At 71.9% G+C, this 23700-nt stretch carries 22 protein-coding genes and 2 pseudogenes; 9 read left to right on the top strand and 15 right to left on the bottom strand.

Features of this window, described 5'->3' with window-relative positions; genetic code table 11:
* Nucleotides 1-82 precede the first annotated feature (82 nt).
* Together QQM67_RS27860 and QQM67_RS27865 are read left to right on the top strand one after the other, a co-directional pair.
* Nucleotides 83-553: a DoxX family protein gene (locus QQM67_RS27860; protein ID WP_314177704.1), complete on the top strand. Its 471-nt coding sequence runs from the start codon at nucleotides 83-85 to the stop codon at nucleotides 551-553.
* Nucleotides 554-813: 260 nt separating this feature from the next.
* Complete coding sequence (locus QQM67_RS27865; RefSeq protein WP_314177705.1) at nucleotides 814-1281, top strand: DoxX family protein; 468 nt, start codon at nucleotides 814-816, stop codon at nucleotides 1279-1281.
* 24 nt (nucleotides 1282-1305) lie between these two features.
* On the opposite strand, the gene QQM67_RS30790 is transcribed toward QQM67_RS27865, so the two are convergent.
* Together QQM67_RS30790 and QQM67_RS27870 are read right to left on the bottom strand one after the other, a co-directional pair.
* The gene (locus QQM67_RS30790) at nucleotides 1306-1662 is read right to left on the bottom strand and encodes an arsenate reductase family protein (RefSeq protein WP_449657457.1); all 357 of its coding nucleotides are present in this window, start codon (nucleotides 1660-1662) and stop codon (nucleotides 1306-1308) included.
* Nucleotides 1663-1698: 36 nt separating this feature from the next.
* Nucleotides 1699-2664: pseudogene (locus QQM67_RS27870) on the bottom strand (helix-turn-helix domain-containing protein); the annotation flags it as partial.
* Nucleotides 2665-2745: 81 nt separating this feature from the next.
* On the opposite strand from QQM67_RS27870, the gene QQM67_RS27875 reads away from it, so the two are divergent.
* Nucleotides 2746-3771, top strand: a complete 1026-nt coding sequence (locus QQM67_RS27875) for a hypothetical protein (RefSeq protein ID WP_314177709.1) — start codon at nucleotides 2746-2748, stop codon at nucleotides 3769-3771.
* Here the strand turns inward: QQM67_RS27875 and QQM67_RS27880 are convergent.
* The gene (locus tag QQM67_RS27880) at nucleotides 3722-4150 is read right to left on the bottom strand and encodes a substrate-binding domain-containing protein (RefSeq protein WP_314177760.1); all 429 of its coding nucleotides are present in this window, start codon (nucleotides 4148-4150) and stop codon (nucleotides 3722-3724) included. The genes QQM67_RS27875 and QQM67_RS27880 overlap by 50 nt on opposite strands.
* On the opposite strand from QQM67_RS27880, the gene QQM67_RS27885 reads away from it, so the two are divergent.
* Together QQM67_RS27885 and QQM67_RS27890 are read left to right on the top strand one after the other, a co-directional pair.
* Complete coding sequence (locus tag QQM67_RS27885) at nucleotides 4091-4252, top strand: hypothetical protein (protein WP_314177711.1); 162 nt, start codon at nucleotides 4091-4093, stop codon at nucleotides 4250-4252. The genes QQM67_RS27880 and QQM67_RS27885 overlap by 60 nt on opposite strands.
* Before the next feature lie 148 nt (nucleotides 4253-4400).
* On the top strand, nucleotides 4401-4832 hold the full coding sequence (locus QQM67_RS27890) for a protein-tyrosine phosphatase family protein (RefSeq protein ID WP_314177713.1): 432 nt from the start codon (nucleotides 4401-4403) through the stop codon (nucleotides 4830-4832).
* 51 nt (nucleotides 4833-4883) lie between these two features.
* Here the strand turns inward: QQM67_RS27890 and QQM67_RS27895 are convergent, their stop codons facing one another.
* The 3 genes from QQM67_RS27895 to QQM67_RS27905 form a co-directional block, all read right to left on the bottom strand.
* Nucleotides 4884-5672, bottom strand: coding sequence for an SDR family NAD(P)-dependent oxidoreductase (locus QQM67_RS27895; protein ID WP_314177715.1), 789 nt, complete (start codon nucleotides 5670-5672; stop codon nucleotides 4884-4886).
* A gap of 163 nt (nucleotides 5673-5835) precedes the next feature.
* A complete protein-coding gene (locus QQM67_RS27900) occupies nucleotides 5836-6837 on the bottom strand; it encodes a LacI family DNA-binding transcriptional regulator (RefSeq protein ID WP_314177717.1) in 1002 nt (333 codons plus the stop codon).
* Between the two features lie 101 nt (nucleotides 6838-6938).
* A complete protein-coding gene (locus QQM67_RS27905; RefSeq protein WP_314177720.1) occupies nucleotides 6939-7388 on the bottom strand; it encodes a VOC family protein in 450 nt (149 codons plus the stop codon).
* 77 nt (nucleotides 7389-7465) lie between these two features.
* On the opposite strand from QQM67_RS27905, the gene QQM67_RS27910 reads away from it, so the two are divergent.
* Nucleotides 7466-8101 (top strand): CGNR zinc finger domain-containing protein, encoded by a 636-nt coding sequence (locus QQM67_RS27910; RefSeq protein WP_314177721.1) that lies wholly within the window; start codon nucleotides 7466-7468, stop codon nucleotides 8099-8101.
* Nucleotides 8102-8133: 32 nt separating this feature from the next.
* Here QQM67_RS27910 and QQM67_RS27915 read toward each other — a convergent pair whose 3' ends face one another.
* The 4 genes from QQM67_RS27915 to QQM67_RS27930 all read right to left on the bottom strand — a co-directional run bounded on the left by QQM67_RS27915 (nucleotide 8134) and on the right by QQM67_RS27930 (nucleotide 13271).
* Nucleotides 8134-8820, bottom strand: coding sequence for a dienelactone hydrolase family protein (locus QQM67_RS27915; RefSeq protein WP_314177723.1), 687 nt, complete (start codon nucleotides 8818-8820; stop codon nucleotides 8134-8136).
* Nucleotides 8821-8919: 99 nt separating this feature from the next.
* Nucleotides 8920-10746: a family 43 glycosylhydrolase gene (locus tag QQM67_RS27920; RefSeq protein WP_314177725.1), complete on the bottom strand. Its 1827-nt coding sequence runs from the start codon at nucleotides 10744-10746 to the stop codon at nucleotides 8920-8922.
* 400 nt (nucleotides 10747-11146) lie between these two features.
* Nucleotides 11147-12754 (bottom strand): FAD-dependent oxidoreductase, encoded by a 1608-nt coding sequence (locus QQM67_RS27925; RefSeq protein ID WP_314177727.1) that lies wholly within the window; start codon nucleotides 12752-12754, stop codon nucleotides 11147-11149.
* A gap of 4 nt (nucleotides 12755-12758) precedes the next feature.
* Nucleotides 12759-13271: a MerR family transcriptional regulator gene (locus QQM67_RS27930; RefSeq protein WP_314177729.1), complete on the bottom strand. Its 513-nt coding sequence runs from the start codon at nucleotides 13269-13271 to the stop codon at nucleotides 12759-12761.
* Between the two features lie 37 nt (nucleotides 13272-13308).
* Here QQM67_RS27930 and QQM67_RS27935 point away from each other — a divergent pair, with 37 nt between their 5' ends.
* The gene (locus tag QQM67_RS27935; protein WP_314177732.1) at nucleotides 13309-13926 is read left to right on the top strand and encodes a class I SAM-dependent methyltransferase; all 618 of its coding nucleotides are present in this window, start codon (nucleotides 13309-13311) and stop codon (nucleotides 13924-13926) included.
* Nucleotides 13927-14055: 129 nt separating this feature from the next.
* The gene (locus QQM67_RS27940; protein WP_314177733.1) at nucleotides 14056-14613 is read left to right on the top strand and encodes a hypothetical protein; all 558 of its coding nucleotides are present in this window, start codon (nucleotides 14056-14058) and stop codon (nucleotides 14611-14613) included.
* Nucleotides 14614-14657: 44 nt separating this feature from the next.
* Here QQM67_RS27940 and QQM67_RS27945 read toward each other — a convergent pair whose 3' ends face one another.
* The 5 genes from QQM67_RS27945 to QQM67_RS27965 all read right to left on the bottom strand — a co-directional run bounded on the left by QQM67_RS27945 (nucleotide 14658) and on the right by QQM67_RS27965 (nucleotide 22463).
* A complete protein-coding gene (locus tag QQM67_RS27945; RefSeq protein WP_314177735.1) occupies nucleotides 14658-15401 on the bottom strand; it encodes an MBL fold metallo-hydrolase in 744 nt (247 codons plus the stop codon).
* Between the two features lie 33 nt (nucleotides 15402-15434).
* Nucleotides 15435-15905, bottom strand: coding sequence for an SRPBCC family protein (locus QQM67_RS27950; protein WP_314177737.1), 471 nt, complete (start codon nucleotides 15903-15905; stop codon nucleotides 15435-15437).
* Nucleotides 15906-15910: 5 nt separating this feature from the next.
* Nucleotides 15911-18283 carry a transketolase-like TK C-terminal-containing protein gene (locus QQM67_RS27955; protein ID WP_314177739.1) on the bottom strand — a complete coding sequence of 791 codons (2373 nt, stop codon included), beginning with the start codon at nucleotides 18281-18283 and terminating at the stop codon, nucleotides 15911-15913.
* A gap of 280 nt (nucleotides 18284-18563) precedes the next feature.
* Nucleotides 18564-21113 (bottom strand): serine protease, encoded by a 2550-nt coding sequence (locus QQM67_RS27960; protein WP_314177741.1) that lies wholly within the window; start codon nucleotides 21111-21113, stop codon nucleotides 18564-18566.
* Nucleotides 21114-22016: 903 nt separating this feature from the next.
* Entirely contained in the window at nucleotides 22017-22463 is a 447-nt protein-coding gene (locus tag QQM67_RS27965; protein ID WP_314177743.1) for a GNAT family N-acetyltransferase, read from the bottom strand.
* Between the two features lie 812 nt (nucleotides 22464-23275).
* On the opposite strand from QQM67_RS27965, the pseudogene QQM67_RS27970 reads away from it, so the two are divergent.
* Nucleotides 23276-23700: pseudogene (locus QQM67_RS27970) on the top strand (HAD family hydrolase); the annotation flags it as partial.

Below are 23700 nucleotides of genomic sequence, written 5' to 3' on the forward strand. Positions count from 1 at the left end.
CGCGGGTGTGCCGGTGGTAGAAGGTCAGCCTCGGGCCGCCCCGGGTAACCGCTTGTGCACCGTCCGCGGAAGGAGAACCATCATGGCGCACACGAGCGGCGTTCCGCCGACCTCTCCCGCCGACCGCTCGGCCGCCCGTTCCGCACGTCCCATGGGGCCGGGCCGCATCGCGCTCGAAGTCGCCCTGTGGGCAGTGCAGTTGTACCTCGTCTACTTCATGGTCACCGTGGGAGCGCTGCCCGCGCTGACCGCCGATTCCGGTGCCCAGGGGACGTTCGAGGACATCGGCTTCGGCCTCTGGTTCATGTACCTCACCGGCGCGCTGGAACTGCTCGGCGCCATCGGCCTCCTCACGCCGTGGTTCTCGGGCCTCGCCGCGCTGGGGCTGATGTGCGTGATGTCGGGCGCCTGTCTTACGCACATCACGCTCTACGACGGCAAGGGCGTCGAGACCCCGGCGCTGATCCTCATCCCGCTCGCCCTGGTCGTCATCGGCCGCTGGTCGACGGTGAAGAAGCTGGGCACGTGGCTGACGGGCGGCACCGGGCGCTGATCCGTCCGGACGGCCCGGTGCACAGGCGCCGGGCCGTTCCGCCCCGGCGGTGCGGGCGGTCCGGCACGTCCGGCACGTCCGGCACCCGTACCGCCGTCGCCGTACCGGAGGCGACCTCTCGCATGCGGGCCCCGGCCGCCGGCTCCCGTGCCCGCGAACTCCGCGCGAACCGGGGCCCGCTGCCGCGATGAGAAACGCGGCCCTGCCCGGTCTGCTCCGGGTGTGTACATCCCGTACGCGTCCCTTGAGAGGAGACCGTCATGAACCAGTCGGCAGCGACACCCTCCGGATCCCCGGCACCCGGCTCCGCACGCGCCGTCCGCCGTGAACGCGGAAAGCACATCGCCCTTCTCGTCCTCCAGGTCATAATCGGCCTGTTCTTCGTGCTGGCCAGCGCCGTCCCCAAGCTGATCGCCCACTCCTCGGCCGTGGAGAGCTTCGACGAGATCGGCGCGGGCCTGTGGCTGATGTACGTGGTCGGCGTGCTGGAGCTCGCGGGAGGCATCGCCCTCGCCACCCCGTGGCTCTCGGGTCTCTCCGCGGTCTGCCTGATCGGCCTGATGATCGGCGCGTTCATCACGCAGATGACCGTCTTCGACGGCGAGTACGCGGCCACGCCGCTGCTGATGATCGTGCCGCTCGCGCTCATCGCATGGGGCCGCAGGGACACGCTGCTGGCGCTGCCCGGCCTCCTGCGGCGCAACAGCCGTACCGGCACCGCCGCTTGAGGCGGGGTTGAGTCCGGCAGCGGCTCACTCCAGAACGGACCTGACCGACTCCGGCGAGCGGCCCACCACGGCGCTCCCGTCGTCCGCGGTGATGATCGGCCGCTGGATGAGGGAGGGGTGGGCCGCAAGCGCGCTGATCCACCGCCCGCGGCTGTCCGCATCGCGCGGCCAGGACGCCAGTCCCAGCTCGGCCGCCGCGGACTCGCCGGTGCGGGTGATGTCCCACGGCTCCAGCTCCAGCCGCCGCAGCACCTCTTCCAGCTCCCGCTCGGTCGGCGGGTCGTCGAGGTAGCGGCGGACCGTGTACGAAGCCCCCTCCTCGTCCAGCAGCGAGAGCGCCGAACGGCACTTGGAACACGCCGGGTTGATCCAGATCTCCATGCTCAGGTCCTTTCGCTGGGGCGGCGGTGCCTCGCCGCCCGCCGCCGGATCACCGCCCCGGAAGGCACGGCGGTGTGCGGCGGGCCCCACACCACGGCGGGCGGCGAAGTGATGCCGCAGGGTGTCCGCGCTGCCGAAGCCGGAGCGCACCGCCACCGCCTCGACGGGAAGCGGAGTGTTCTCCAGGAGCTCCTCGGCCAGCTGGAGCCGCTGGTCGAGAATCCACCGGTGAGGGGTCGTACCGGTGGCCTCCTTGAACCGCCTCGCGAGCGTCCGCGGTGACATCGCGGCCCGAGCGGCCAGTTCCTCCACGGTCAGCGGCCGGTCCAGATGCGCCTGCATCCAGTCGACCAGCTCGGTGAGTCCGTATCCGGCACGGGCGGCGGGCACCGGCATCTCGACGAACTGGGCCTGCCCGCCCGAGCGATGGGCCGGCACGACCATGCGGCGGGCCAGGGCGTTGGCGGTTGCCGCTCCGTGCTCCCGGCGCACCAGATGCAGGCAGGCGTCTATTCCGGCCGCGGCCCCGGCACTGGTCAGCACCGGTCCGTCATCGACGTAGAGCACGTCGCTGTCCACCTGGACGCGCGGATGCAGCCGTGCCAGCCGTTCCGCGAACTGCCAGTGCGTGGCGGCCCGTCGTCCGTCGAGAACCCCGGCCGACGCGAGCAGGAACGCACCCGTGCACACCGACAGCACGCGGGCTCCGCGGGCGACGGCCGCGCGCAGCGCGTCCAGCAGCGGCTCGGGCGCATCCGTCTCCAGCCGGGGCCAGGCGGGAACGGTGACCAGGTCCGCGGCCGCGATCCGCTCCGGGCCGTGCGCGACGTGAAGGGCGAAGCCCGAGGTGGTCATGACCGTGCCGGGCCGGGCCGCGCACACCGCGAAGTCGTGGACAGGCAGACCGTCGTCGGAGCGGTCCAGCCCGAAGACCTGGGCGACCACGCCCAGTTCGAAAGCGGCGGCCTGCTCGCCCACGAGGGCGACGACGTTGCGGAGCACCCGGTCATCATGGCAGGAAATACCCGTGCCCTGGCAGTCCTGCCACTGTCACGGTTCGGCACCGGGCGGCAGGATCCCGGCATGGAGACAGACACGCACCGGCCAGGACCCCGGGCCGCGTCCGGAACCCGGCCCCGGACGGGACCCGCATCCGCACCGGACCGCACCGCGGGGGACGCCTTCCCGCTCCCCGGCGCGGGCGGCCCCGTCACCGTCGCCGTTCCGGCGCCCGGGACCGGCGCCCAGCGATGGGCCGGGGCTCCCAGCGCGCACTGGGACACCGACGGATCGCTCCTGCTCGCCTACCGAGTGCGGGCCGAGGAGGACTACAACGTCATCGCACGTTCCCCGGACGGCAGGACCTTCACCACCCTCGCCGTCCTCACCCGTGACCGGCTCGGCGCCGCGATGGTCGAGCGTCCCGCGCTCGTACGCACCGACGGCGGCACCTGGCGCCTCTACGTGAGCTGCGCGACGCCCGGCAGCAAGCACTGGTGGGTCGGCGTGACCGAGGCGCCCACTCCCGGCGGGCTCGCGAACGCCCCCGTCAGACCCGTCTTCGAGGGAGACGCCCGGACGGCCGTGAAGGACCCCGTCGTCCGCAGGCGGGGCGCCGGCTGGGAGGCGTGGCTGTGCTGCCACCCCCTGGACGAACCGGGCGCGGAGGACCGGATGTTCACCGCCTACGCCACCAGCCCGGACGGGCTGCGATGGCGGTGGCGTGGCACCGTGCTCACCGGGCGGCCCGGCGCATGGGACGCGCGGGGCGCCCGGCTGACCAGCGTGCTGCCCGACGGACGCGCCGCCTACGACGGGCGGGCCTCCGCCGAGGAGAACTGGTTCGAGCGCACCGGCCTGGCCCGGCCAAGTGAACCGGGCCAGGGTCCCGGGCTGGCCCCCGTCGGCGACGCGCCGGTCTGCGACGTGCGCTACCTCGACGTGCTGGCTCTGCCGCAGGGGGACACCGGATCTTCTACGAAGCACGGCTCCCGGACGGAAGCCACGAGCTGCGCACCGAGACCGTCCCAACTCCGGGGCACACGCCGTCGGTTACCGGTTAGCGATGCCCCGCCGTCCCGGGGATCTCACCGGGGCCGCGCGGGATGAGCTTGGCCGGCAGCAGCCGGGCGGCCGTCCGTCCGGTCTCCTCGACGCCGTGCGAGATCACCGTGACGGGCGGGTCGATCAGGTCGGCCGTCTCGAAGTCGTCGATACCGACGAGGGCCACCCGTCCGCTCAAGCCGAGGCTCCGCAGCGCCCGTACGGCGCCGACGGTGCACTGGTTGGTGAGCGCGAACAGCGCGCTCGGCGGCTGCTCCGGCCGAAGGAGATCCAGGCACGCGCGCATGGCCTCCTCCGTGTTGCGTACCCCGAGGAGCGTCAACTCCTCGGAGTAAGGGACCTGTTCGGAACCCAGCGCGGCGCGGTGGCCGTCGAGACGCTCGGCGACGCTGACGATCCGCTCGTCGTCCCCGACGGCGCCGATCCTGCGGTGCCCCTGGCGCAGCAGGTGCGCCGTCCGCTCGCGGGCGCCCTGGGCGTGGTCGGCCGGGCCGCGTCGACGGCTGCTTGCGGCCGCGCGCCCTGATTCTGCTGGTGCTGCCCGCAGCGAAGCCCGGCCTCGTGTCCGCCGGGATCCTCGCCCGCGTCACGCCACATCGCCGTGCGCTCACGGCCGGAGCGGTCAAGACATGACGGGAGGGCGCTGCCGTGCGTACACGTTCTAACCTGAGCCGGTGAGCGACACCTGGGAGCCGGCCGGTGCCGGCGTGCTGCGCCTGCCGTCCGGACGCCTCGTGCGCGGACGAGCCCTGCGCCGCCCGCTGCCGCCCGGCCCCGAACCCGCCTTCTCCGTCTTCCTGCTCGGCAACGAACCGCCTCAAGTGCCGTGGGACTACCGGTGGTTGCGCTGGCCGGATTTCCGCCTGCCGACGAGCCGGATGCAGGCCCTGGCCCTGCTGAGCGAGGCGTGGTCGCGTGCCGGGTCCGAGCGCGTCGAGGTGGCGTGCGGCGGCGGGCGTGGGCGGACCGGTACGGCGCTGGCCTGTCTCGCGGTCCTCGACGGCGTCCCGCCCGGGGAAGCGGTCGCCTTCGTACGAGCCCACTACGACCCCCGGGCCGTCGAGACGCCGTGGCAGCGCCGCTACGTGCTCCATTTCACCGAGTGACCGCACGCCGCGGTCACTGCCCGCACCGTGCGTGCCGCATGCCCGCTCCGGTCATGCTCCGGCACTGCTGACGAGGTCCGGGTCCCGTCCCAGGACGGCACGGCCGCCGTCCACGGGCAGAGTGACCCCCGTGACGTAGGCCGCCTCGGGCGAGAGCAGATGCGCGACGGCCGCCGCGACCTCCTCCGGGAGCCCGGTCCGCCCGAGCGGATGCAGCGCACGCATCTCCGCCTCGGCGCGCGCCGCGGTCTCCGGTTCCTGCGCGGCGAGCAGCGCCGCGTACCGCTCCGTCCCGATCGAACCGGGTGCGACGGCGTTGACACGGATGCCCTGCGGTCCGTACTCGACGGCCAGTGCGCGGGTGAGCCCCTCGACGGCCGCCTTCGCGGTCGCGTACGGGGTGCAGCCGGGGACGGGCCGACGAGCTTGATGCGAGGTCACGTTGACGACCGAACCTCGCGTACCCGCCGCGAGGAACCGGCGCACGGCCGTGGCGCACCCGACGACCGCCGGATCCATGACGGCCGAGATCAGCTCAAGAACCGTCCGCGTCGGGGAGGTTCCGAGCGAGGCGTCGCGGAAGACGGCCGCGTTGTTGACCCAGCCGTGCAGCGTGCCCGCCGACTCCGCGAGGTCCGCGGCACGCTCGGCCACCGCCTCGTCTGCCGCACTGCCCACCACGGCCTCGGCACGCGGGGCGGCCGGATGCTCCGCGAGCCACTCCAGGGCCTCCGCGTCCACGTCGATCGCCACGACCGTGTGGCCGTCGGCGAGCTGCCGCTCCGCGACAGCCCGCCCGATGCCCCGGCCGCCTCCCGTCACCACGTAGGCACTGTCCATCGCCGTCGCCTCCCGTCCTCCGCGCTTGCGCCGCGCCGGTCCGCGGGCAGCCTCACGCCCGGCGCCATCAGCTGTCAACTGCATTTGTCGAAGCACTTCGATGAACGGTGGCGGAGCGCCGGGACCATGTCCGGATACGCAGGGATACGGAGTTCGCAGTGCCTCAGCTGGACCCGCGACGCACGAGCTCCAGCCGCAGCGTCACCTGCCGTACAGCGGTGGGCTCACCGGCCATGCGCTGCACGAGCAGCTCCGTCGCGGCGCGGCCCGACTCCTCCAGGGGCTGCCGCACCGTCGTCAGGTCCAGCGCCCGCGCGAGCTCGCTGTCGTCGAAGCCCGCCAGCGCCAGGTCTCCGGGGACGCGCAGCCCCAGGGCCCGCGCCGCCCGCAGCGCACCGGCCGCGAGGGTGTCGTCCCCGGCGAAGAGCGCGGAGGGCCGCGGCGTGCGGCTCAGCAGTTCCTCCGCCGCCGCGGCCGCCCGCTCCAGTCCGTGCCCGGTGAAGTGCACGCTCTCCGGCGGCAGTTGGTGCCCTGCCTCGCCCAGCGCCGCCCGGAACCCCGACAGCCGCCGCTGCCCGGGAGACTCGTACGCGTCGGACTCCTGCGCCTCGCCGAGGAACCCGAAGCCCTGGTGCCCCTGCGCCAGCAGATGCTCCGCGACGAGGCGGCCGCCCTCGGCGTCGTCCGTGTGGACGGAGTCGAATCCCGGCAGGCTCATGTCCACCAGCACGGCAGGCGGCCCCAGCCGGGCGAGCCGGCGGGCGGCGCTCTCCTCCAGCGGGAGGCTCACGACGATCAGCCCGTCCAGGCGCCCGGTCAGCGGCAGGCTGGCCAGCAGGGGAGAGGCGGAGCGGGCCGCGGAGGGATGGTCGAGGACCACGACCTCCAGCGGCCTGTCGCCCACCGCCCGCAGCACACCGCTCAGCCGGCGGGCCACCGACGGATAGGACGTGTACGGGGCGATGACGCCGATCCGCCCGACGCCCTTGCGGGCCTTGGCGACCGCCTCCGACTTGGGCGTGTAGCCGAGGGAGTCCGCGGCCTCCAGGACGCGCCGGCGCGTACGGTCGCTGACCCGGGCGGGGGAGTTGAGCGCCAGCGACACCGTCGAGATGCTCACCCCGGCCTCGGAGGCGACGTCGTAGATGGTGACCCGGCCGCTCAACTGCCCTCAGCTCTCCCCGAGTTCGACGCACCGTGACCAGCGCGGCCGCGGCACCGTACACGGCATTGTGCCGGAGGTTCCGGCGGACGCCGCTCTCCCGGTCACTGCACGTCGAACTCGTTGCCCTCCGGGTCCGCCATCGTGACGTGGTCGCTGTCGCGTGCCTCCACCCGCCGCAGCACCCGCCCGCCGAGCTCGGTGATCCGCCGCACCTCCGCGTCACGCCGTTCGGGACCCGCGTGCAGATCGATGTGGAGGCGGTTCTTGCCCTGCTTGGCCTCCGGCACCGCCTGGAAGAGCAGCCGTCTGCCCAGGCCCGTGCCGGTGGACTCGTCCACGGGGTCCTCGGGGTGGCGTACGGCGGCCAGCTCCCGCCACGCCTTGTGCCCGTCCACCACCGTGAAGTCGCTCTCGTCGACGGCCCCGAGACCGGCGAGGCGCTCGATCAGAACGCTGTTGTCCTCGACCTCGTATCCCAGGACGGACGCCCAGAAGCGGGCCAGCTGAAGCGGGTCGGCGCAGTCGACCACGAGTTTCCACGCAAGAGCCATCCGATCCTCCAGATCCGGCGGCGTGCTCCGCGGGACGGGAGCGGAGCCCGCCTCGTGAAACCACTTATAGTAGTTACATGTCAGCGGCGGCAAGCGGGCTCATGCTCCGCTCACCGGAAGGCACACGCTTCGTCTTCGACGCCGGCGCTCTGTGCCTGGAGTTCCTCACCACCGGCGGTCCTACCGCGCCCGCCAGCTTCGAGACGCTGCACACCCCGGACGACCTCGCCGCATGGTGCGCGGCGTCCCGCCTCCGCCTCGCCGCCGGCGAGGTCCACGTCTCCGCCGGCGAATTCCGCGCGGCCCGGTGGCTGCGCGACGCCCTGTGGCGCGTCGCCCTCGCGGCCGCCCACGGCCGCACTCCGCGCCCCCGCGACCTGGACGAGGTGAACCAGGCAGCACAACTGCCGCCTCTCGTCCCGCAGTTCGCGTCTTCCGCGCACGACTGGCAGCACGGTCTGTTCCTTCCCGCGGACGCCTTCCAGGTGCTCTCCTCCGTCGCCCGTGACGCCGTCGACCTCTTCACCGGGCCGCTGGCCGGGCGGGTGCGCGAGTGTGGCGCCCCCGACTGCTCCCTCGTCTTCGCCGACACCTCACGGCCCGGACGGCGCCGGTGGTGCGCCATGGAGCGCTGCGGCAACCGGCACAAGGTCCGCTCCCTCCGCGCCCGGCGCGGTACACCGCCACGGGACGGTGACGCCGCGGCGACCTGACCGGCCCGGCCGTGTCCGGTCGCCGCGCTCCCTCACGCGGCCCGTCCCCGCCTTCCGCCGCCCCCCGCCTGCGCCTCCGCCGACTCCTGGAACCACTCGCGGGCCGCCGCCGCGACCTGCTCCAGTGCGCCCGGCTCCTCGAAGAGATGCGTCGCGCCAGGGACGACCTGGACCCGGTGCTGCGCGTGCAGCAGCTCCGCGGCCTCCCGGTTCAGCTCCAGCACCTGCGGATCACGGCCGCCCACCAGCAGCAGCACGGGCACATCCACCCGGCCCAGCGCGTCCCCGGCCAGATCGGGCCGGCCGCCGCGCGAGACCACGGAGACGACCGGACCGGACCGCGCCGCCCCCGCGACCAGGGCCGCCGCGGCACCCGTACTCGCCCCGAAGAGATGCACCGGCAGCGCCTCCGTCAGCGGGTGCTTGCCGAGCCAGTCGACTGCCGTCACCGTCCGCTCGCTGAGCAGGGCGATGTCGAACCGGTGCTGGCCGCTCGCCGCGTCCGCCCGTTCCTCCTCCTCGCTGAGAAGGTCGATCAGCAGCGTTCCCCACCCGTCCTGCCGCAGGTCCTCGGCGACCGCGCGGTTCCGCGGGCTGTGCCGGGAGCTGCCGCTGCCGTGGACGAAGAGCACCACGCCGCGCGGGGACGCGGGCAGATCGAGGTCGCCGAGGAGTTCCACATTGCCGGGCACGGCGACCGAGACCGACTCCGAGATCATCAGCGCCTCCCTTCCGGTTGGCCGTCAGTGACCTCCGGAGTAGCCGCGGCGCCGCGTTCTCATGCACGGCGGCCCGCGGGCGGCCCCCCTGCGGACACCTCAGTCCCGGTAGAGCCGGAAGTAGTCGAACTCCGCCGTCGCCCCCGCACCGCCCAGCGAGACCAGCCCGAAGCGAAGCCGCTGCCCGGACGGCACCGTCCAGGTGCCGCCGGCGATCCACTTCGCTCCGTCGCGGCTGGTGAAGGCCTGGACCCGGTGCTCGCCGTCCGCGGCGGTCGTGTGCCGCAGCCGCAGCCACGTGGTGTGCGCGGGCGGGCCGACGGACGTCGAGCCGTAGGCGATGTCCCCGGCGTACGGCTGCTCCTTGCCGTACTCGGTCTGGCGGGTGTTCCAGATGGCGACGTGCGCCAGGCGCAGATACCTGTCGTCCCCGGCGTAGGCGACGAGCCCGGCCTGCTGGTAGTTCCGCACGGACTCCACACCCAGGTCGATGCTGACCTTCGTCTCGACCGTGAAGTCGCCCCGCGGCACCTCCCGCAGCAGCACCGACGCGGTGTTGTCGGCCTTGTGCAGCTCGGCGTCCTGTGTGGGCCACACGTACCGGCCGTCCTCGACGCGGCCCGCGGGCTTGCGCACCCACTGCCATCCGGGGCCGAGCCGGCCGCGGTCGAACTCGTCGCTGCGGGACGGAATTACACCTCCCGGCGAAGTGGGCGCGGGGACGGGCGCTCCCTCACCCCCGCCGTCGCCGGCATCGGCGGCCGCCCCCGGCGTCGTGACCGGGGCCGGCTGCCTGTCCGACGAGGCGCCCTTCCCGCCCCGCACGGAGGGCCAGCCGCCGCTCCAGTCGAGACGGTCGATGAGCATGGGACGGCGGTTGATGCCGAAGGGCTCGTCGAGATACGGCTCGGCGCGGTCGATCGCGTGGTAGACCATCCAGTCCTGCCCGGCGAGGTCCTTCACCACGGCGTTGTGGCCCGTGCCCACCCACCGGTTGCCGTTGGGCGTGAGGACGATGGTCCCTCCGGTGCGGGAGGCCGTGAGCGGAACGCCCTCGCGGTCGGTGAAGGGGCCGCGCACCGAGCGGGACCGGCCGACGAAGACCGAGTAGCCCGTCGTCGGCCCGGCGCAGCAGTCGCCGGAGGAGGCGAACAGATACCACCAGCCGTCCCGCCGGACGACGTACGCGCCCTCGAAGCGGTTGTCCGTCGCGACCCGCGTGGGTTGGCCGGTGCGCCGCGTGCCGTCTTCGGAGAGCTCCGTCACCTCGATCCCGCCGTAGTACGAGCCGTAGTACAGATAGCGCCGCCCGTCGGTGTCGACCACGTGCGCCGGGTCGAACGTCCACAGGAAGTCGTCCTCGCCGCCGCTGCCGTGGCGCGGCGGGACCACCGGCGCGTCATGGGACTTCCACGGACCCGCCGGGCTCGGGGCGGTGGCCACGCCGATCGCGCTGTCGTTCTTCTCGCCGGTGATCTCGGTCTGTGTGGCGACGAAGTAGAGCCAGTAGCGGCCGTCGTGGTAACTGACGTCCGGCGCCCAGTAGGCCGCGTCCTTCGCCGCCCACCCCGGTGCGTTGCGCTCGCTGAGCGCGTCCGTGACGTACGACCAGTCCACCAGGTCCCGCGAGCGCGCGATCGGCAGGGAGTGCGGCTCGCCCCCGCCGCTGCGCAGCGGGTCGGTGGTCCCGAACGCGTACCAGTAGCCGTCCTTGCCGCGGATGACGGCGGGGTCGGCGAAGGTGTCGGCGAAGCCACGGGAGACGGGGTTGACGTAGGTCTGCGGCGCCGCCGCGCCCGCGGGAGACAGCCGCGGACCGGCGGAGCCGGGGGAGTCGTACGTCTGGGGCACGACGGCGAGCGGGACGAGCAGGGCCAGCCCCGCGAGCGTCTGCCGGATGCGGGATCCGGCTCCGAGTACGGTCACGTGTCCTCCCGGGCTGGCAGTGGCATCGCATGTGTACTGCGTCCGCTACAACGTTGTAAAGATGGACGACGCCGACTGTTGCCCCGCTGACAACAACCCCCCGCACGCGACGGCCGCCCACCGCTCGTGCGTGTGCGGTGGGCGGCCGTTCAGCGTCTCCGGCGACCGTGACCGGGCCGGACGTACTGCGGTGAGTCCCTCAAGTCTGGGGCTTGCGGCCGTGGTTGGCCGCGTTCTTGCGGCGGGCCTTCTTCTTGCGGCGACGCTTCGACGACATGTCGACTCCTCTCCAAAGTGCCTTCATCGAGCAGCAGGCCTGGCCGTCACGGGCGCGCGTACACGCACGGACCCTGTGACCCTCCAGGCCACCGCCCATGTTCGCAGCGACACCGCCGCGGACCTAACCGCGCATCCGCGGCCACGCCCGCTCGACGCCCTCGCGCTTCAGCATCCGGCAGAACTCCCCGCTCAGCGCCGCCTGTTCGTGCACCTGGTGCGGCTCCACGCCGCGCTCCAGGCAGAAGGCCGCCAGCAGCGACGACGCCTCTCCGACGTTCCACTCGACGGGATGGAGGCGCAGACAGCCGTTGGAGACGTGCGTCGCGCCCGCGTTCTTGCACGCGGGCAGCAGATTGCGCACCCGCACCGGAAGCAGCGCGCCCAGCGGTATCTCGAACGGCACGCTGTCCACGTCGATGTAGTTGTCGCCGCCCGTCGAGGGATGCAGGTCGATGCGGTATGAGCCGATGCCGACCGAGTCCTCGTAGCGCGGGCCGCCGCCCGGCCCCACCACAGCCGCCGCCACGTCGTTCTCCGTGACCGTGCGGAGCGCCCGTATCCGGCGGGACTCGCGCACGTAGGGCGCCTTGGCCAGGCCGTCGGGCGTGCCCGTGACATCCGGACGCGGCCGCAGCCCGGGGAAGCCGGTCCCGCCGTCGCGCCGCGGCGCCTCCGTCTGGAGCCAGTGCAGCAGCGAAAGGCTCAACTCCCGTGCCTGACCGAGGTGATGGGCCGCGTCCTCCTCGGTGGTCTCGGTGATCGGCCCCAGCCAGTAGTCGTTCATCGGCCAGTTGACGAGCGTGATGTCCGAGGCGAAGGAGCCCGGCGTGTGCAGACCGCGGGCGAGGATGCGCCGGAACATCCACAGCTCGCGGTCGCCGTTGTCCCGTGCGGGGTCGGCGAGTTCGTCCATCGGGTCGGCCGCGGGATTGGGCTCCAGCCACCTCTCGTACGGCTCCAGCGTGCTCGGCACGGGTGCCAGGAATCCCAGAAGCGGGCCCGGCCAGAACTCCGGCCGGTACGCGCGCCAACGGTCGTAGGAGGCGGGCCGGTCGACGGTGTGGTCCTCGCCCTCGTGGTGGGAGAGGGCGAACGTCACCGTGAAACTCTGGATGTTGGCCGGCTGCGCCTCGGGCGGCGCATGCGGCTCGCCGTGCTCGCCGGAGCTCTCGGCCCCGATGACGTATTCGGCACCCGCTGCCGGGAGCAGATCGCCGTGCTCGGTCGCGTCGAGGAAGAACGGGGCGCACACCACCGTCAACTCCCCGTCGGGCCCCCGCACTTCGAGCGCCTCCACGCCGTCCCCGTCGCAGACCGCACCGGTCACACGGTGGCGCAGCAGCACCGTCAGACGCTGCGCCGCGACGTGCGGGGCGAGCCGCGCCTCGATCACGGACAGCGCTACACGCGGCTCGTGGCACAGTCCGCTGACCCGAGCGGCGCCGGGATTCAGCGACCGCCACTCGCGCGCCCGCTCCGTCAGCGGATACCAGGTCCGGTAGTACGCGCGGATGTCCTCGCGCAGCCGCCGGTAGGAGGCGGTGCAGCCGAACTGCTCGATCCAGGGATGCTCGTCCGGCGGGACGGCCTGCGAGGTGAGCTGCCCTCCGAGCCAGTCCGTCTGCTCGGTCAGCACGACCCGGTGCCCGCGGCGGCACGCGGCCAGCGCCGCGGCAACCCCGCCCAGGCCTCCGCCGGCGACGACGAGGTCCGCCCGCATCTCACGCATGTCGTCAGCGATCTCCTTCTCCACCGGTGCCGGGGCGCCGCAGCGGATGCGGCCAGAACAACCCCTTTCCCGGCGGCGGGACTTCATGGCCGCCCTCGGCGGCGAGTTCCTCGAAGGAGACACCCGCGAGCCTGCGGTCGAGGGCTTCGATCATGAACGGGCACTCCGCGACGGGGTGTTCGGCCGGGCACTCCAGGGCGTGCCGCAGGAAGTGCCGCGCACCCTCCGCACGCGCGATGAGCGCATCGAGGGAGGCGACGGTGTCGCGCACGGAGGCCCGCCACCGGTCGCTCGAATCGTGCAGCACGGCCCGCGCGTCGTCCAGACTCATCCCCAGGTGCCGCATGAGCTGTACGAACGCGAGGCGGCGCAGCTCCTCGGGCCCGTACATGCGCCGGCCGCCGCGCCGGGCCGCCGGCATCACCAGGCCGCGCTCCTCGTAGTAGCGCAGCGCCGAGGCGTTGGCCCCCACCCGGCGGGCCGCTTCGCCGATCTCCACCAGCTCCATGGTGGCCATTTGACTTCAAGCCGACTTGAAGCGCCACTGTGGCCTCATGGACACCGATTCCCGTTCGTGGGTCACCGACAGGCCCGTCACCTCGCCCTTCGCCCACCCTGCCGGTGTCCGCGGACGCCTCGCCGGGCGGTTCATGCTCTGGACCAGCCGGCAGGACGACGTGCTGGACCTGCTCGACGTCCGGCCCGGTCAGGAGGTCCTGGAGGTGGGGTACGGGCCCGGAGCCCTGGTGCGCCGGCTCGCGGCCCGCACCGGCGCCGCCGTGATCCGCGGCGTGGACCCCTCGGCCGAGATGCGCGAGGCCGCGGGCCGCACCAACCGCGCCGCCGTACGCGCGGGACGGGTCTGCCTCGGCCTCGGCACGGCGGAGGCGACGGGCGAGGAGGAGCGCAGCGCCGACCGCGTCGTCTGCGTCAACAACGTCGCGATCTGGCCCGACCTGGAGGCCGGTCTGCGGGAGGTGCACCGGGTGCTGCGCCCCGGAGGGCGGGCGGTCATCGCCTGGCACGGCGGCTTCGCGCCGGGCCGAATCGCGCGCAGCCTGCGCCTGCCCGAGGAGCATCTCCAGCGCATCGAGCGGGGGCTGGCCGGTCTCTTCTCCAAGGTGAGCCGCAGCGAACTGCGCAGCCTCGTCGCCTTCACGGCCGTACGCTGAACGTCCGTACGCGCACGGTCAGTTGCACTGCACTCTTCCCGCGTCCTCTTTCATACCGGCGGTTCACGCCGGATGATGGGCACCGGCCGCAGCATCCGGCCGCCGTACAGGGGGATTTCGGGGGGAACCATGCCGGGCACACCGGGCACGTCCGACGCGCGGCCCGGCGACGCCGAGCGACGCTCCAACCTGATCATCGTCGCCGTGTTCTGCCTCGGCGTGGTCGCCCTCCTCGTCGGGGCGGCGGGTTTCCTGGTCCACCACATGATCAAGGGGCCCGAGTCGCCGTACCAGGTCGCGTTCTCGACGGTCGGCGACAGCTGCGAGAAGGACCGGGAGTCGAGGATCAAGGGCCTCGTCCTCGCCCGCGACACCGGCGAACTGCTCTACTGCTCGGCCGTCCCCGGCATCGGCGGCAGCCCGGCCGGCTCAGGCGGAAAGTTCACGGGCGAGGAGACGGCCCGGGTGATACGGCTGGCGCAGTCCCTCGCGTCCAACGGCGGCGTGAGCGACGAGGACGAAGCCGCCGTGGAACGGCTCGCCACGAAGATCGGCCGGGCCCACGGTTACGAACCGCCGTCCCTCGCCGAGCGGTTGACCGACGCAGCCGGTCCCTACGGCATCGGCACGGGCCTGGTTCTCCTCATCGGCCTCGGACTCTGGGGGCACTACACGGAGCAGCCGTAGCACGTCGGACGCCGGACCGGCGGACAGAGTCGAGGAGGCGGCCGTCAGACCGTCGTGCTCCAGCCGTCGTACGCCACGTCCCACCCGCTCAGATCCGCCTCCAGCGCCGTCGGCGAGAGATGGGTGAGCACGAGGCGCCGCGTGGCCAGACGGTGCCGGTGCTCCTCCAGCGCGCCCAGGTCGAGATGCCAGCGCACAGGTCCCGGAGCGTACCCCTCGCACAGGAACAAGCCCGTGCCGTCCGAGACTTCGACGAGCGCGTCGGTCCACTCCGTGTCACCGGAGTACGCGATGCGCGCCGGACCCTCCGCGTCCTCGACACGGATCGCGTACGACGGCGCGCCCGCGGCATGGCGCACCTCGTACGGGACCGCCGTGAACCGCTCCGTCACCAGCGGTCGGCGCTCCTCGTGTTCGAGGACGCGCAGCGCGAAGCGTCGACGCGCCGACGTCGACCCCGGGAAGCACACCTCCATCGCCTCGGCCAGCCGGCGCTCGGTGCCCGGCGGCCCGACCACCGTCAAGTCCCGGGTACGGCGCCGGAATTGCCCGTCGAGGACGAGGAACGGAATGCCGCCGAAGTGGTCGCCGTGCAGGTGCGTGACCAGCACGGTCTCGATGGAGTTCAGGTCGAAGCCCTGCTGCCGGAGAGCCACCGCGCTGGTCGCGCCGCAGTCGAGGAGCGTGTGGGACGCGGCCCCCGCGTCGTCCGGTCCGAGCGCGATGCACGTCTGGAACCGGCCGCCGGAGCCGAACGCGTCCCCGCTGCCCACGACCGTGACCCGCATCCCACTCCGCCTCGCTCTCTCCACGGCAGCCGCCTACGCGCCGCCGTCCGGCTCGCCGTCGAGCCGGTCCGCCAGCCGCCGCAGCGCGCGCTCGTTGCCGCGCCGCAGCAGCCGTCTCGTCACAGGTGCAGCCAGCCGCTCGCTCACGGGGGCACTCTGCCACGCGTACCGGAAGAAGACCCGCGTACCGCCGCCCGGAAGCGCCTTCAGCAGATAGGTGCCGTGAGCGACGCGGCGCCCGCCGGCGCCGGTGTTGCGCTCCACGATCCTCAACGGCCGCTCGGCGGCGACGACTTCGATGCTGATGCTCTCGCGCCGTCCCGCCACGACCGCCGTCACACGGGCCCTCGCCCCCACGCCGCGCGCGGGGCCGGAGCACTCCCAGTCGCGCAGCATGTGATCGGTGAACGTCTCGTGGGCGGCGAGGACATCAAGGAAGTCGTAGACCACCTCCGGGGCCTGGTCCACGTCCACATGCACAACTACCGGTCGCACAGGGCTCATCGTAGTCAGTCCGCCAGGTCCAGCCCCGCCGCGACGATGCTGTCGGCGTCGATGCCATGGTGCCGGTGGACGTCGGCGAGGGCCCCGCTCTGCCCGAAGCCGGTCACGCCCAGCGCGCGTGCCGGCACCCCGTTGACGCCCGCGAGGAACGCCAGGGTGTGCGGGTGCCCGTCGAGCACCGTCACCAGCGGACGGGCCCGCTCCGCGGGGAAGGTCTGCCCGAGGATCCAGTCCGGACCCTCCTGAAGGCCCTGCCGTGCCCGTACGGCACGGAAGAGCAGGTCGGGGCTGGTCACGCAGACGACGTCCGCGCCGATGCCGAGCGCTTCCAGCCGGTCGGCCGCGGTGAGCGCTTCGGTGACCATCACCCCGGCGGCCGCGATCGTCAGCGACGGATTCCGGTGCCGGCGCAGCGGATAGCCGCCCGCCACGCACTGCCTGCGCCGCCGCTCCCGCGCCGCGGAGTCGTCCGGTACGGCGGCTTGCGCCTGGTCCACCGGGCGGGTGGACAGCCGCAGATACGCCGAACTGCCGCCCGGCTTCCCGAGGTTGGCCAGAGCGGCGAGCAGGCACCACTCCACATCGAGGGCGAACGCTGGCTCGTACGCCGTGCAGCCCGGCTGCTCCAGACCGATCGACGGCGTGATGACCGACTGGTGCGCACCGCCCTCCGGCGCGAGAGACACCCCGGACGGCGTCCCCACGAGGATCGACTGCCCGCCCGCGTACATCCCGAACGACCACGGCTCCAACGCCCGGCCGACGAACGGGTCGTAGACCACCCCGATCGGCAGCAGCGGCTTGCCCCACCGGCTCCATGTGGCGCCGAGCTCACCCAGCAGGCCCACCAGATTCGTCTCCGCGATGCCCAACTCGATGTGCTGCCCTCCCGGTTGCTCACGCCAGTGCAGGATCGTCTCGGCGTCGTCGTCGAACCAGTCCCGGCGCTCGTTCGGCGACCACGTGCCGACCTTGTTCAGCCAGCCGCCGAGATTCGTCGTCGAGGCGACGTCCGGGCAGACCGTCACCACGTGACCCGCGGCCTGCGGCGCCTCCCGTGTCAGGTCCAACAGGGCCCGGCCGAGGGCCTGTTGGGTCGATCCCTTCCCGGACGGCGTACGCCCGAAGTCGGCCGGCAGCGCCGGAGGCCGCTGCGCCGGCGCGTCCCGGCGGCGCAGCCTCGCGGCCGTACGCTCGCACAACTCGGCCTCGGCGCTGCCCTGGGCGAAGCGCGCCCACGGATCGTCCGGATCGGCGCCCACGCGCTCCGCGAGCTCCCGCATCTGCTCACCGCTCAGCAGCGCCGAGTGATTCTGCGGATGACCGGCCGTGGGCAGGCCGTGGCCCTTGACGGTGTAGGCGAAGACGACGGTCGGCCGGGTGTCGTCGATGCGTGCGCACGCGTCGATGAGCGCACCCAGGTCGTGCCCGCCGAGATTGCGCAGCACCGAGACCACCGACTCGTCGTCGAGCTGCGCCAGCAGCCGGGCCACCGGCTCACGTCCGGGTCCCGATCCGGGCAGCCGCTCGCGCAACTGCCCGGCGGAACAGCGCAGCAGACGCTGGTACTCCGGGTTGGTCATCTCATCGATGCGTGCGCGAAGGGCGTCACCGCCCGGCCTGGCGAACAACTCCTCAAGCAGACGCCCGTACTTGACGGTCAGCACCTGCCACCCTGCCGCGTCGAACATTCCCTGCAAGCGCGTGGCCGAGATGTTCGGCACGACCCGGTCCAGCGACTGCCGGTTGAAGTCGACGATCCACACGACCTCACCCAGGTCCGCCACCGCCGGGTCCAGCACCGCCTCCCAGCAGGCGCCCTCGTCGAGCTCGGCGTCCCCCAGCAGCGAGTACTGCCGCCCGGGGCACCCCGAACTGCCGCCCCCGAAGCGCCCGTTCACATACCGCCGGGCGATCGCGCCCCAGATCGGAGCGGTGGCACCGATGCCCACCGACCCCGTCGAGTAGTCCACGGGATCCGGGTCCTTCTCCCGGCTCGGATAGCTCTGGAGACCGCCGTAGCCGCGCAGCGTCGTGAGATACGACTCGTCCAGCTCGCCGAACAGATAGTTGACGGCGTGCAGCACCGGCGAAGCGTGCGGCTTGACGGACACACGGTCCTCGCGGCGCAGCGCGTGAAACCACAGCGCCGTCATGATCGACGTCATCGACGCGCTGGACGCCTGATGACCCCCGACCTTCAGCCCCGAGGGGTTCGGCCGGACACGGTTGGCGTGATCGATGACCGACGTCGCCAGCCACAGCACGCGCCGCTCGACCGCCCTCAGCGTCTCCAGCTCCCGCTCGCCGGGCGCCGGCAGCCGCTCACCCACACCCGCCGGTGTCGTCGCCCCTGTCGTCTCGTCCGTCGTCGTCATGCCGCCCGTCCGAAGCATCGAAGTCAGCAGATTGCCTCAACATGACAGCAGGACGACGATGACCGCACAATCACGGCGCACTCCACTGCGCAAACTGCTCAGCGGGACGGGCCCGGGGAGGGCGCGGCTGGGCATTGTGACGGGGGAGGAGCCCGCCGGTGGGCTCGGGAGGGGTTGCCCCTCACCGCTCAGCCGACGGTTCGGTGGCCGGCCCGGGCGGGCCGTCGAACGGTGGCCGGCCGGCGGAGCACGGGCCCCGCCGGCCGTCCCGTGGGGGGCCTCAACCTGTCATCCGGCTCATCCAGATGACGCTCACCACCAGGGTGAGAGGTATGGAGATCATCACCAGCAGCTGGAAAGCCCCGGCGGCGTTGACGTGGTTCCAGAACCGCTCCGACCTCGTCGGCGCGTGCCTCCGCCCGTCCGGCGCGACCACCGCGGGAGCCTCCGGGAGGTCCCGACCGGGCATCGGCTCCGGACGCGGCTCCTCGTGCCCAACGTCCCTGGAAACAGGCGCGGTTGAAGCTTCCACCGAGTCGGCAGGCTCCTCGTCCTGCACGTCCTCGTGGGCTTCCTCCGCCTCCGGTTCCGCGTGCACCTCTTCCAGCCGTACGTGCGGTTCCTGATCCTGCTGTACGTCCGCGGGAGCGGCGGGTGCTACGGACGCCGCGGGCGCCGCGGGCAGCGAGGACCGCACCGCGGTCCCCACCGCAGACGGTGCGGCAGCAGCCACCACCTCGGCGGGCAGTGGCGCACGCCCGCGCTGCTCGCGTCCCGTCGAGGCCTTCTCGATGGACTTCAGCCACGCCACCTGCCACGGCTCGGGCAACTGCCGCGCGATCCCCGCCGCGGGACCCGCGAGAACTCCGGCGTCCGCGGCGATCGCACGCGCCGCCGCCTGCACCAGATGAGGCTGCGCGGAGATCGAGCGCGCGATCGTGGCGAGGCACCGCTGCCGCTGCTGCGGCGAGAAGCCGGGGGAGGGAAGTACGAACGCGAGGAACTCGCCGCCGCTGCCCTCCTCTTCGCGATCGATGAGCGCCGCGGTCAGAGCCGCCGGACCCACGGAGCCGAAGTGACCGCCGTCGAGCGCCGGATAGAGATCACTCGCCGCACGCCGCAGCCGCAACAGCGTGTCGGGGTCCAATGGGCAGGGCGCGCCCCGGTGATGGAAGTCCCACGCCGCAGTCACCACGGCGTCCGCCTCCTCCTTGTCCTGCGCACCTGCCATGCCCTGCACCGTGATCAGCGTGCGCAGCAGCTCCGGCCCGAGCTCCTCCAGACCCTCACCGCCGACGCCCCGCCGTACGTACTGCAACTCATGGTCGAGCAGCGTCACCGACGCCGGATGACCGTCGGTCGGCTCACCCGGGGACTGGAGAAGCACGCTGGACAGAGCGTCCATATGGACGGTCAGCACCCCCGGAACACCGTCTCCGCCCTTGCGTTCACCGCGCGCGGGAAGCGCGGCGCGGCGGTCGGCAGCCTCGTACGCGTCCCAGTCGTCCGGGACCCCGGAGCGATGCAGCGTCAAGATGCGCCTGCCGAAGCTCAGTTCGGCCAGCTCCTGCACCTGCGCCGGCGTGTACTGCCGGTAGACGGCACCCGGGTCGAGCGCCAGACTCGTCCCGCTGATCACATCCGGGTGGTATCCCTTGAGCTGCTCCCACCATCCACGCGTGGAGCGGGCGGTGAGCAGGACACGTATCCGGCGGCCGGGCGGTGTCCTGTGCTCCGACAGAGCCCGCAGCAACTCCTCGACCTGCGCGAGACGCGTCTCCGCGTCATCCACCACGATCAACGCCGGACGGGTCAGATGCCTCAACATCCCGTACGGCGCCGGGTGTTGCGCCGTCGCATCGGACAGGAACCCGGCGGTCCAGGGAACGTCGGGCCCGCTCGGATCACACTCCGCCTCCGCGCGCCGCTCGGAGAGACGACGCACCAACTCCAGCCCCAGCCGCGTCTTCCCGGAACCGCCCTCACCCTGCAACACGGCGACGTCCACGGCGTGCGACGTACCGCACCAGCCGGACAGCGCACCGATCTCCGCATCCAGACCCAGGAACTCGACGACCTCGGAGCGCGGCGAGAGCAAGTACGAAGCCGCAGCCACCGGTTGGGGAGTTCCGTCCAGAAGCCCGTCCAGATCGGCGGCCTCAAGCCGCGGCCGCACCCCGCACGCGGACTCCACGATGTCGCAGAACACCCGGTCCTCGAGCAACTGCCGCGCGGGCACCGCCTCCAGCCTGCCGTGGCTCCACCCCGAGGGCGGATCCGCCACCACTCCGATCAGCAACTCCCCGCAGAACAGGGCCGCTCCGGCCATGCCCCTCCAGAGCGAGCCCTCACCGCGCAGATGCTCCGGCGGCTGGTGATCGATCTGGAGACTGTAGATCCGGGACGCGTTGTCGACGCTGGTGATGCGGCCCGTGACGCCCTGCGGCTGCCTGAACTCCCCCTCCGCGCCGGGCGGATCGCCGAACAGGCGCAGCATCGCCTCGTGCGGCAGCCCCAGCGCCGCACACTCCGGGCCCGGCGCCGGCGGCTTGGTGCACGCCAGCTCACCCCACCGAATCGGCGCGAACTCCCGCCCCAGATCCCGCGGCCGGCACCGCAGCAATGCGATGTCCCCGCGCTGCCATGCCAGTTCGGCACGCGCCCGTGGCCCCTCGGTCTCATGGTTCGAGATCTGTACGATGCGCGGCTCGTTCTCGTGACCGGCCGCGAACTCCACGAGATGACGCGCGGTGAGAATGACACCGGGGGCCACCACACAGCCGGCTCCGACCCGGCCCGCGTACTCCACCGAAGCTATGCGATTCCACACGACGGTGCCCCCTTATAAGAACGGCCGGCTGCCCGGAGCCTCATCGGAACCGGCCTGGTCAGGCGATCTTTGTACGCCCCATTCACCCGGGAGTTGGACAGACCCCGCAGACGCATGGTTCGCTGACTCAGCTTTACCACCGCCGGACACGCATCAGCTGCGCATGTGTGAATTTCAATAACTGATTCCGAGCCGCTTGACGCGATGACTGTCCACTATCTCCGGAATGCGACGGCATATCGGAGTTCGACGGGCACCGGAGAGTCGGCTTTCAGGGGCGAATGGGCTGGGCGGCCGACATGGAGGCGAAGGGAAAGTCTGGTATCCCTTTTCGCGCCCGGTAATCCCGTTCATGGCGACTGATGCCGACCGTCCCGAAATGTAATCGCCCGCCGCCCCTGACAAGAGCGTGAACGGAGCCTCCGCTGGGGTGAGTTGTCCGTCTGACCACACCCCAGGGAGACCCTCGCGGCGGATTCTATGCACGCCGTGCTGTGCGCGACGGGTGCGAGCCGCTGGCTCCACTTACGCTTGTGCTCGGTGAATGTCCTGGTCAGGGAGGTTGGGCGCGGGGCTGGCGGAAGCTTCGGCGGGTCGTGGTTTCGCCTGATGGGACTGCTGGCCGAGGGGTCGGTTGACGGCCGTAGGCAAGTGCGTTGAGTGGGGCCGGAGTTGAGGCGTCGTTGTTGTGGCTGTTGGGGGGGGCGGCGGAATGCGGGCGGTATCGGAATCTTTTCTGGGGCGGGGATTTCTACGGGGGGGCTGGTGCTGGTCGGTGTTGGGCGGATTTCGGTTCCGGTGCGCAGAGCTCTTTGGGCATCGCCGGCGAGGTCGGGATGACGAGTCGGTGTGACGGGCCTGTCGGGAACTGCTGGGGCGTGCGTGTGGGCTGTTGTTGTGGGTTTAGGTGGGTGGTTGGTGGGGTGGGGTGTTGAGGATCATGAATTGTTGGGGGTGGGGGAGTGGGGTGAAGCCTGCTGTGGCGTAGATGTGGTGGGCGTCGAGGGTGGCGAGCAGGATGCGTGGGAGGTGGTGGGGGGCGAGGTGGTCGCGGATGGTGGTGACGAGCCAGGTGCCCAGGCCGCTGCCGCGGTGTGCGGGGGATACGTAGACGTCGCAGAGCCAGGCGAAGGTGGCGTGGTCGGTGATGATGCGTGCGTAGGCGACTTGGTGTCCGTCGGGGTGGTAGAGGCCGTAGTTCACCGATGCGCGGATGGATTGCTCGACGCTTTCGCGGCTGCGGCCCAGGGCCCAGTAGGCGTCGGTGGACAGCCATTGGTGGATCTGGTTGGTGTCCAGGCGGTCGGGGTCGGTGGCTATCTCGTATCCGTCGTCTCTGCGCGCGATCACGTGGGTGATGGTAGCCGGGCGCCGGTCGGGGCTGTGGCGGTGTGGTGTGCTGCTCGTACGGCGGCGTGTATTCGGTGAAGAGGTAGGCGGCGGCGGGCACGGCGTATCCGGTCGCCTGATATCCCACCGCGCTCAGTTGCTTCAACCTGACAACGGCGGTCCTGGTGAGCGCTTACGGGACAGGTTCTCGGGCAGTGTTTGTCTTTGTGCCCGTGGATTCTGTTTCTGTGTGTTGGGTGCGTTTTCTCGTGTGTGATGCGTTCAGTGTCTGGTGAGTAGCACGTATAGCAGGCATGCCGCCATGGCCAGGACGAGCACGCCCAAGCCGATCGCCTTGAGTACGAGGATCGTTCGGAACAGTTCCTGCAGCTTGCCCATGCGTCCATTGTTGCGGGCCCCGGCCGGTGCTACGAGCTGGTCCGCCCTCTGCTCACGCCGATTCGCGGTGCGGTTCGTCGTGAAGGTCAGGTGTCGCTGTCGCGCTTTGCCTGGATGTGCTCGTCGTCCGTCATCCGTCCACGCATCCGTCCCTGAGCGGCGCCGCTGCCGGGGCGGAGCGGGGGGGGCAGGCTCTCGGCCGGGTCGCTCGGGCAGGCGCGGTGTCGTGCGGTCTCTTCCCGGTTGCGGGCCGGGTTGCGGGGCTGGCGGGGCGTTGAGGGTGATGTGGTGGTTGTTTGGTCGGGCCTGGGGGGTTTCTGTCTCCTTCTCGGGGCGTGTTCTGTTGGTCTGGTCTCAGCTGGCGTTTCTTGGTCCCCGTGTTTTTCTTTCGTGGTGGGGTGGTTTCCTTGGTGGGGCTGCGTTAGGAAGTGCGGATGGATCGCACCGTTGTTTGTGGCCCGGAGGGGCCTATCCGGGCCGTAGTTGCCGAATGTCGGCCGGCGCCGGTCCGGGCCGTGCTTTTCGACTTCTCCGGGACTCTGTTCCAGATGGGCTCGTATGAGGACAGGATCCGTGCGGCGTTGTCGTATCCGGTGGACGAGGCGAGCATGGACCGCATGCTGGACGGGCTGGAAGCCGGCCTTTCCGACCCGGGTGTGGTGGATGCCCAGCGCGCTCGGGATGTGTCGCCGGAAGCCCATCGGCGTGCCTTCATGACCTGGTATTCCTCCGTCCCGGAGCTTGCTCCTGTCGCCGGGGTGCTCTATGGCCAGCTCCAGGACCCCGGGTATTGGGTCCCCTACGCGGATGCCGCGTCCACGCTGGGCCGGCTGGTGGATGGGGGTGTGGTGGTGGGTGT

It is taken from the genome of Streptomyces winkii, assembly GCF_032248595.1.
Classification (GTDB): Bacteria; Actinomycetota; Actinomycetes; order Streptomycetales; family Streptomycetaceae; genus Streptomyces; species Streptomyces winkii.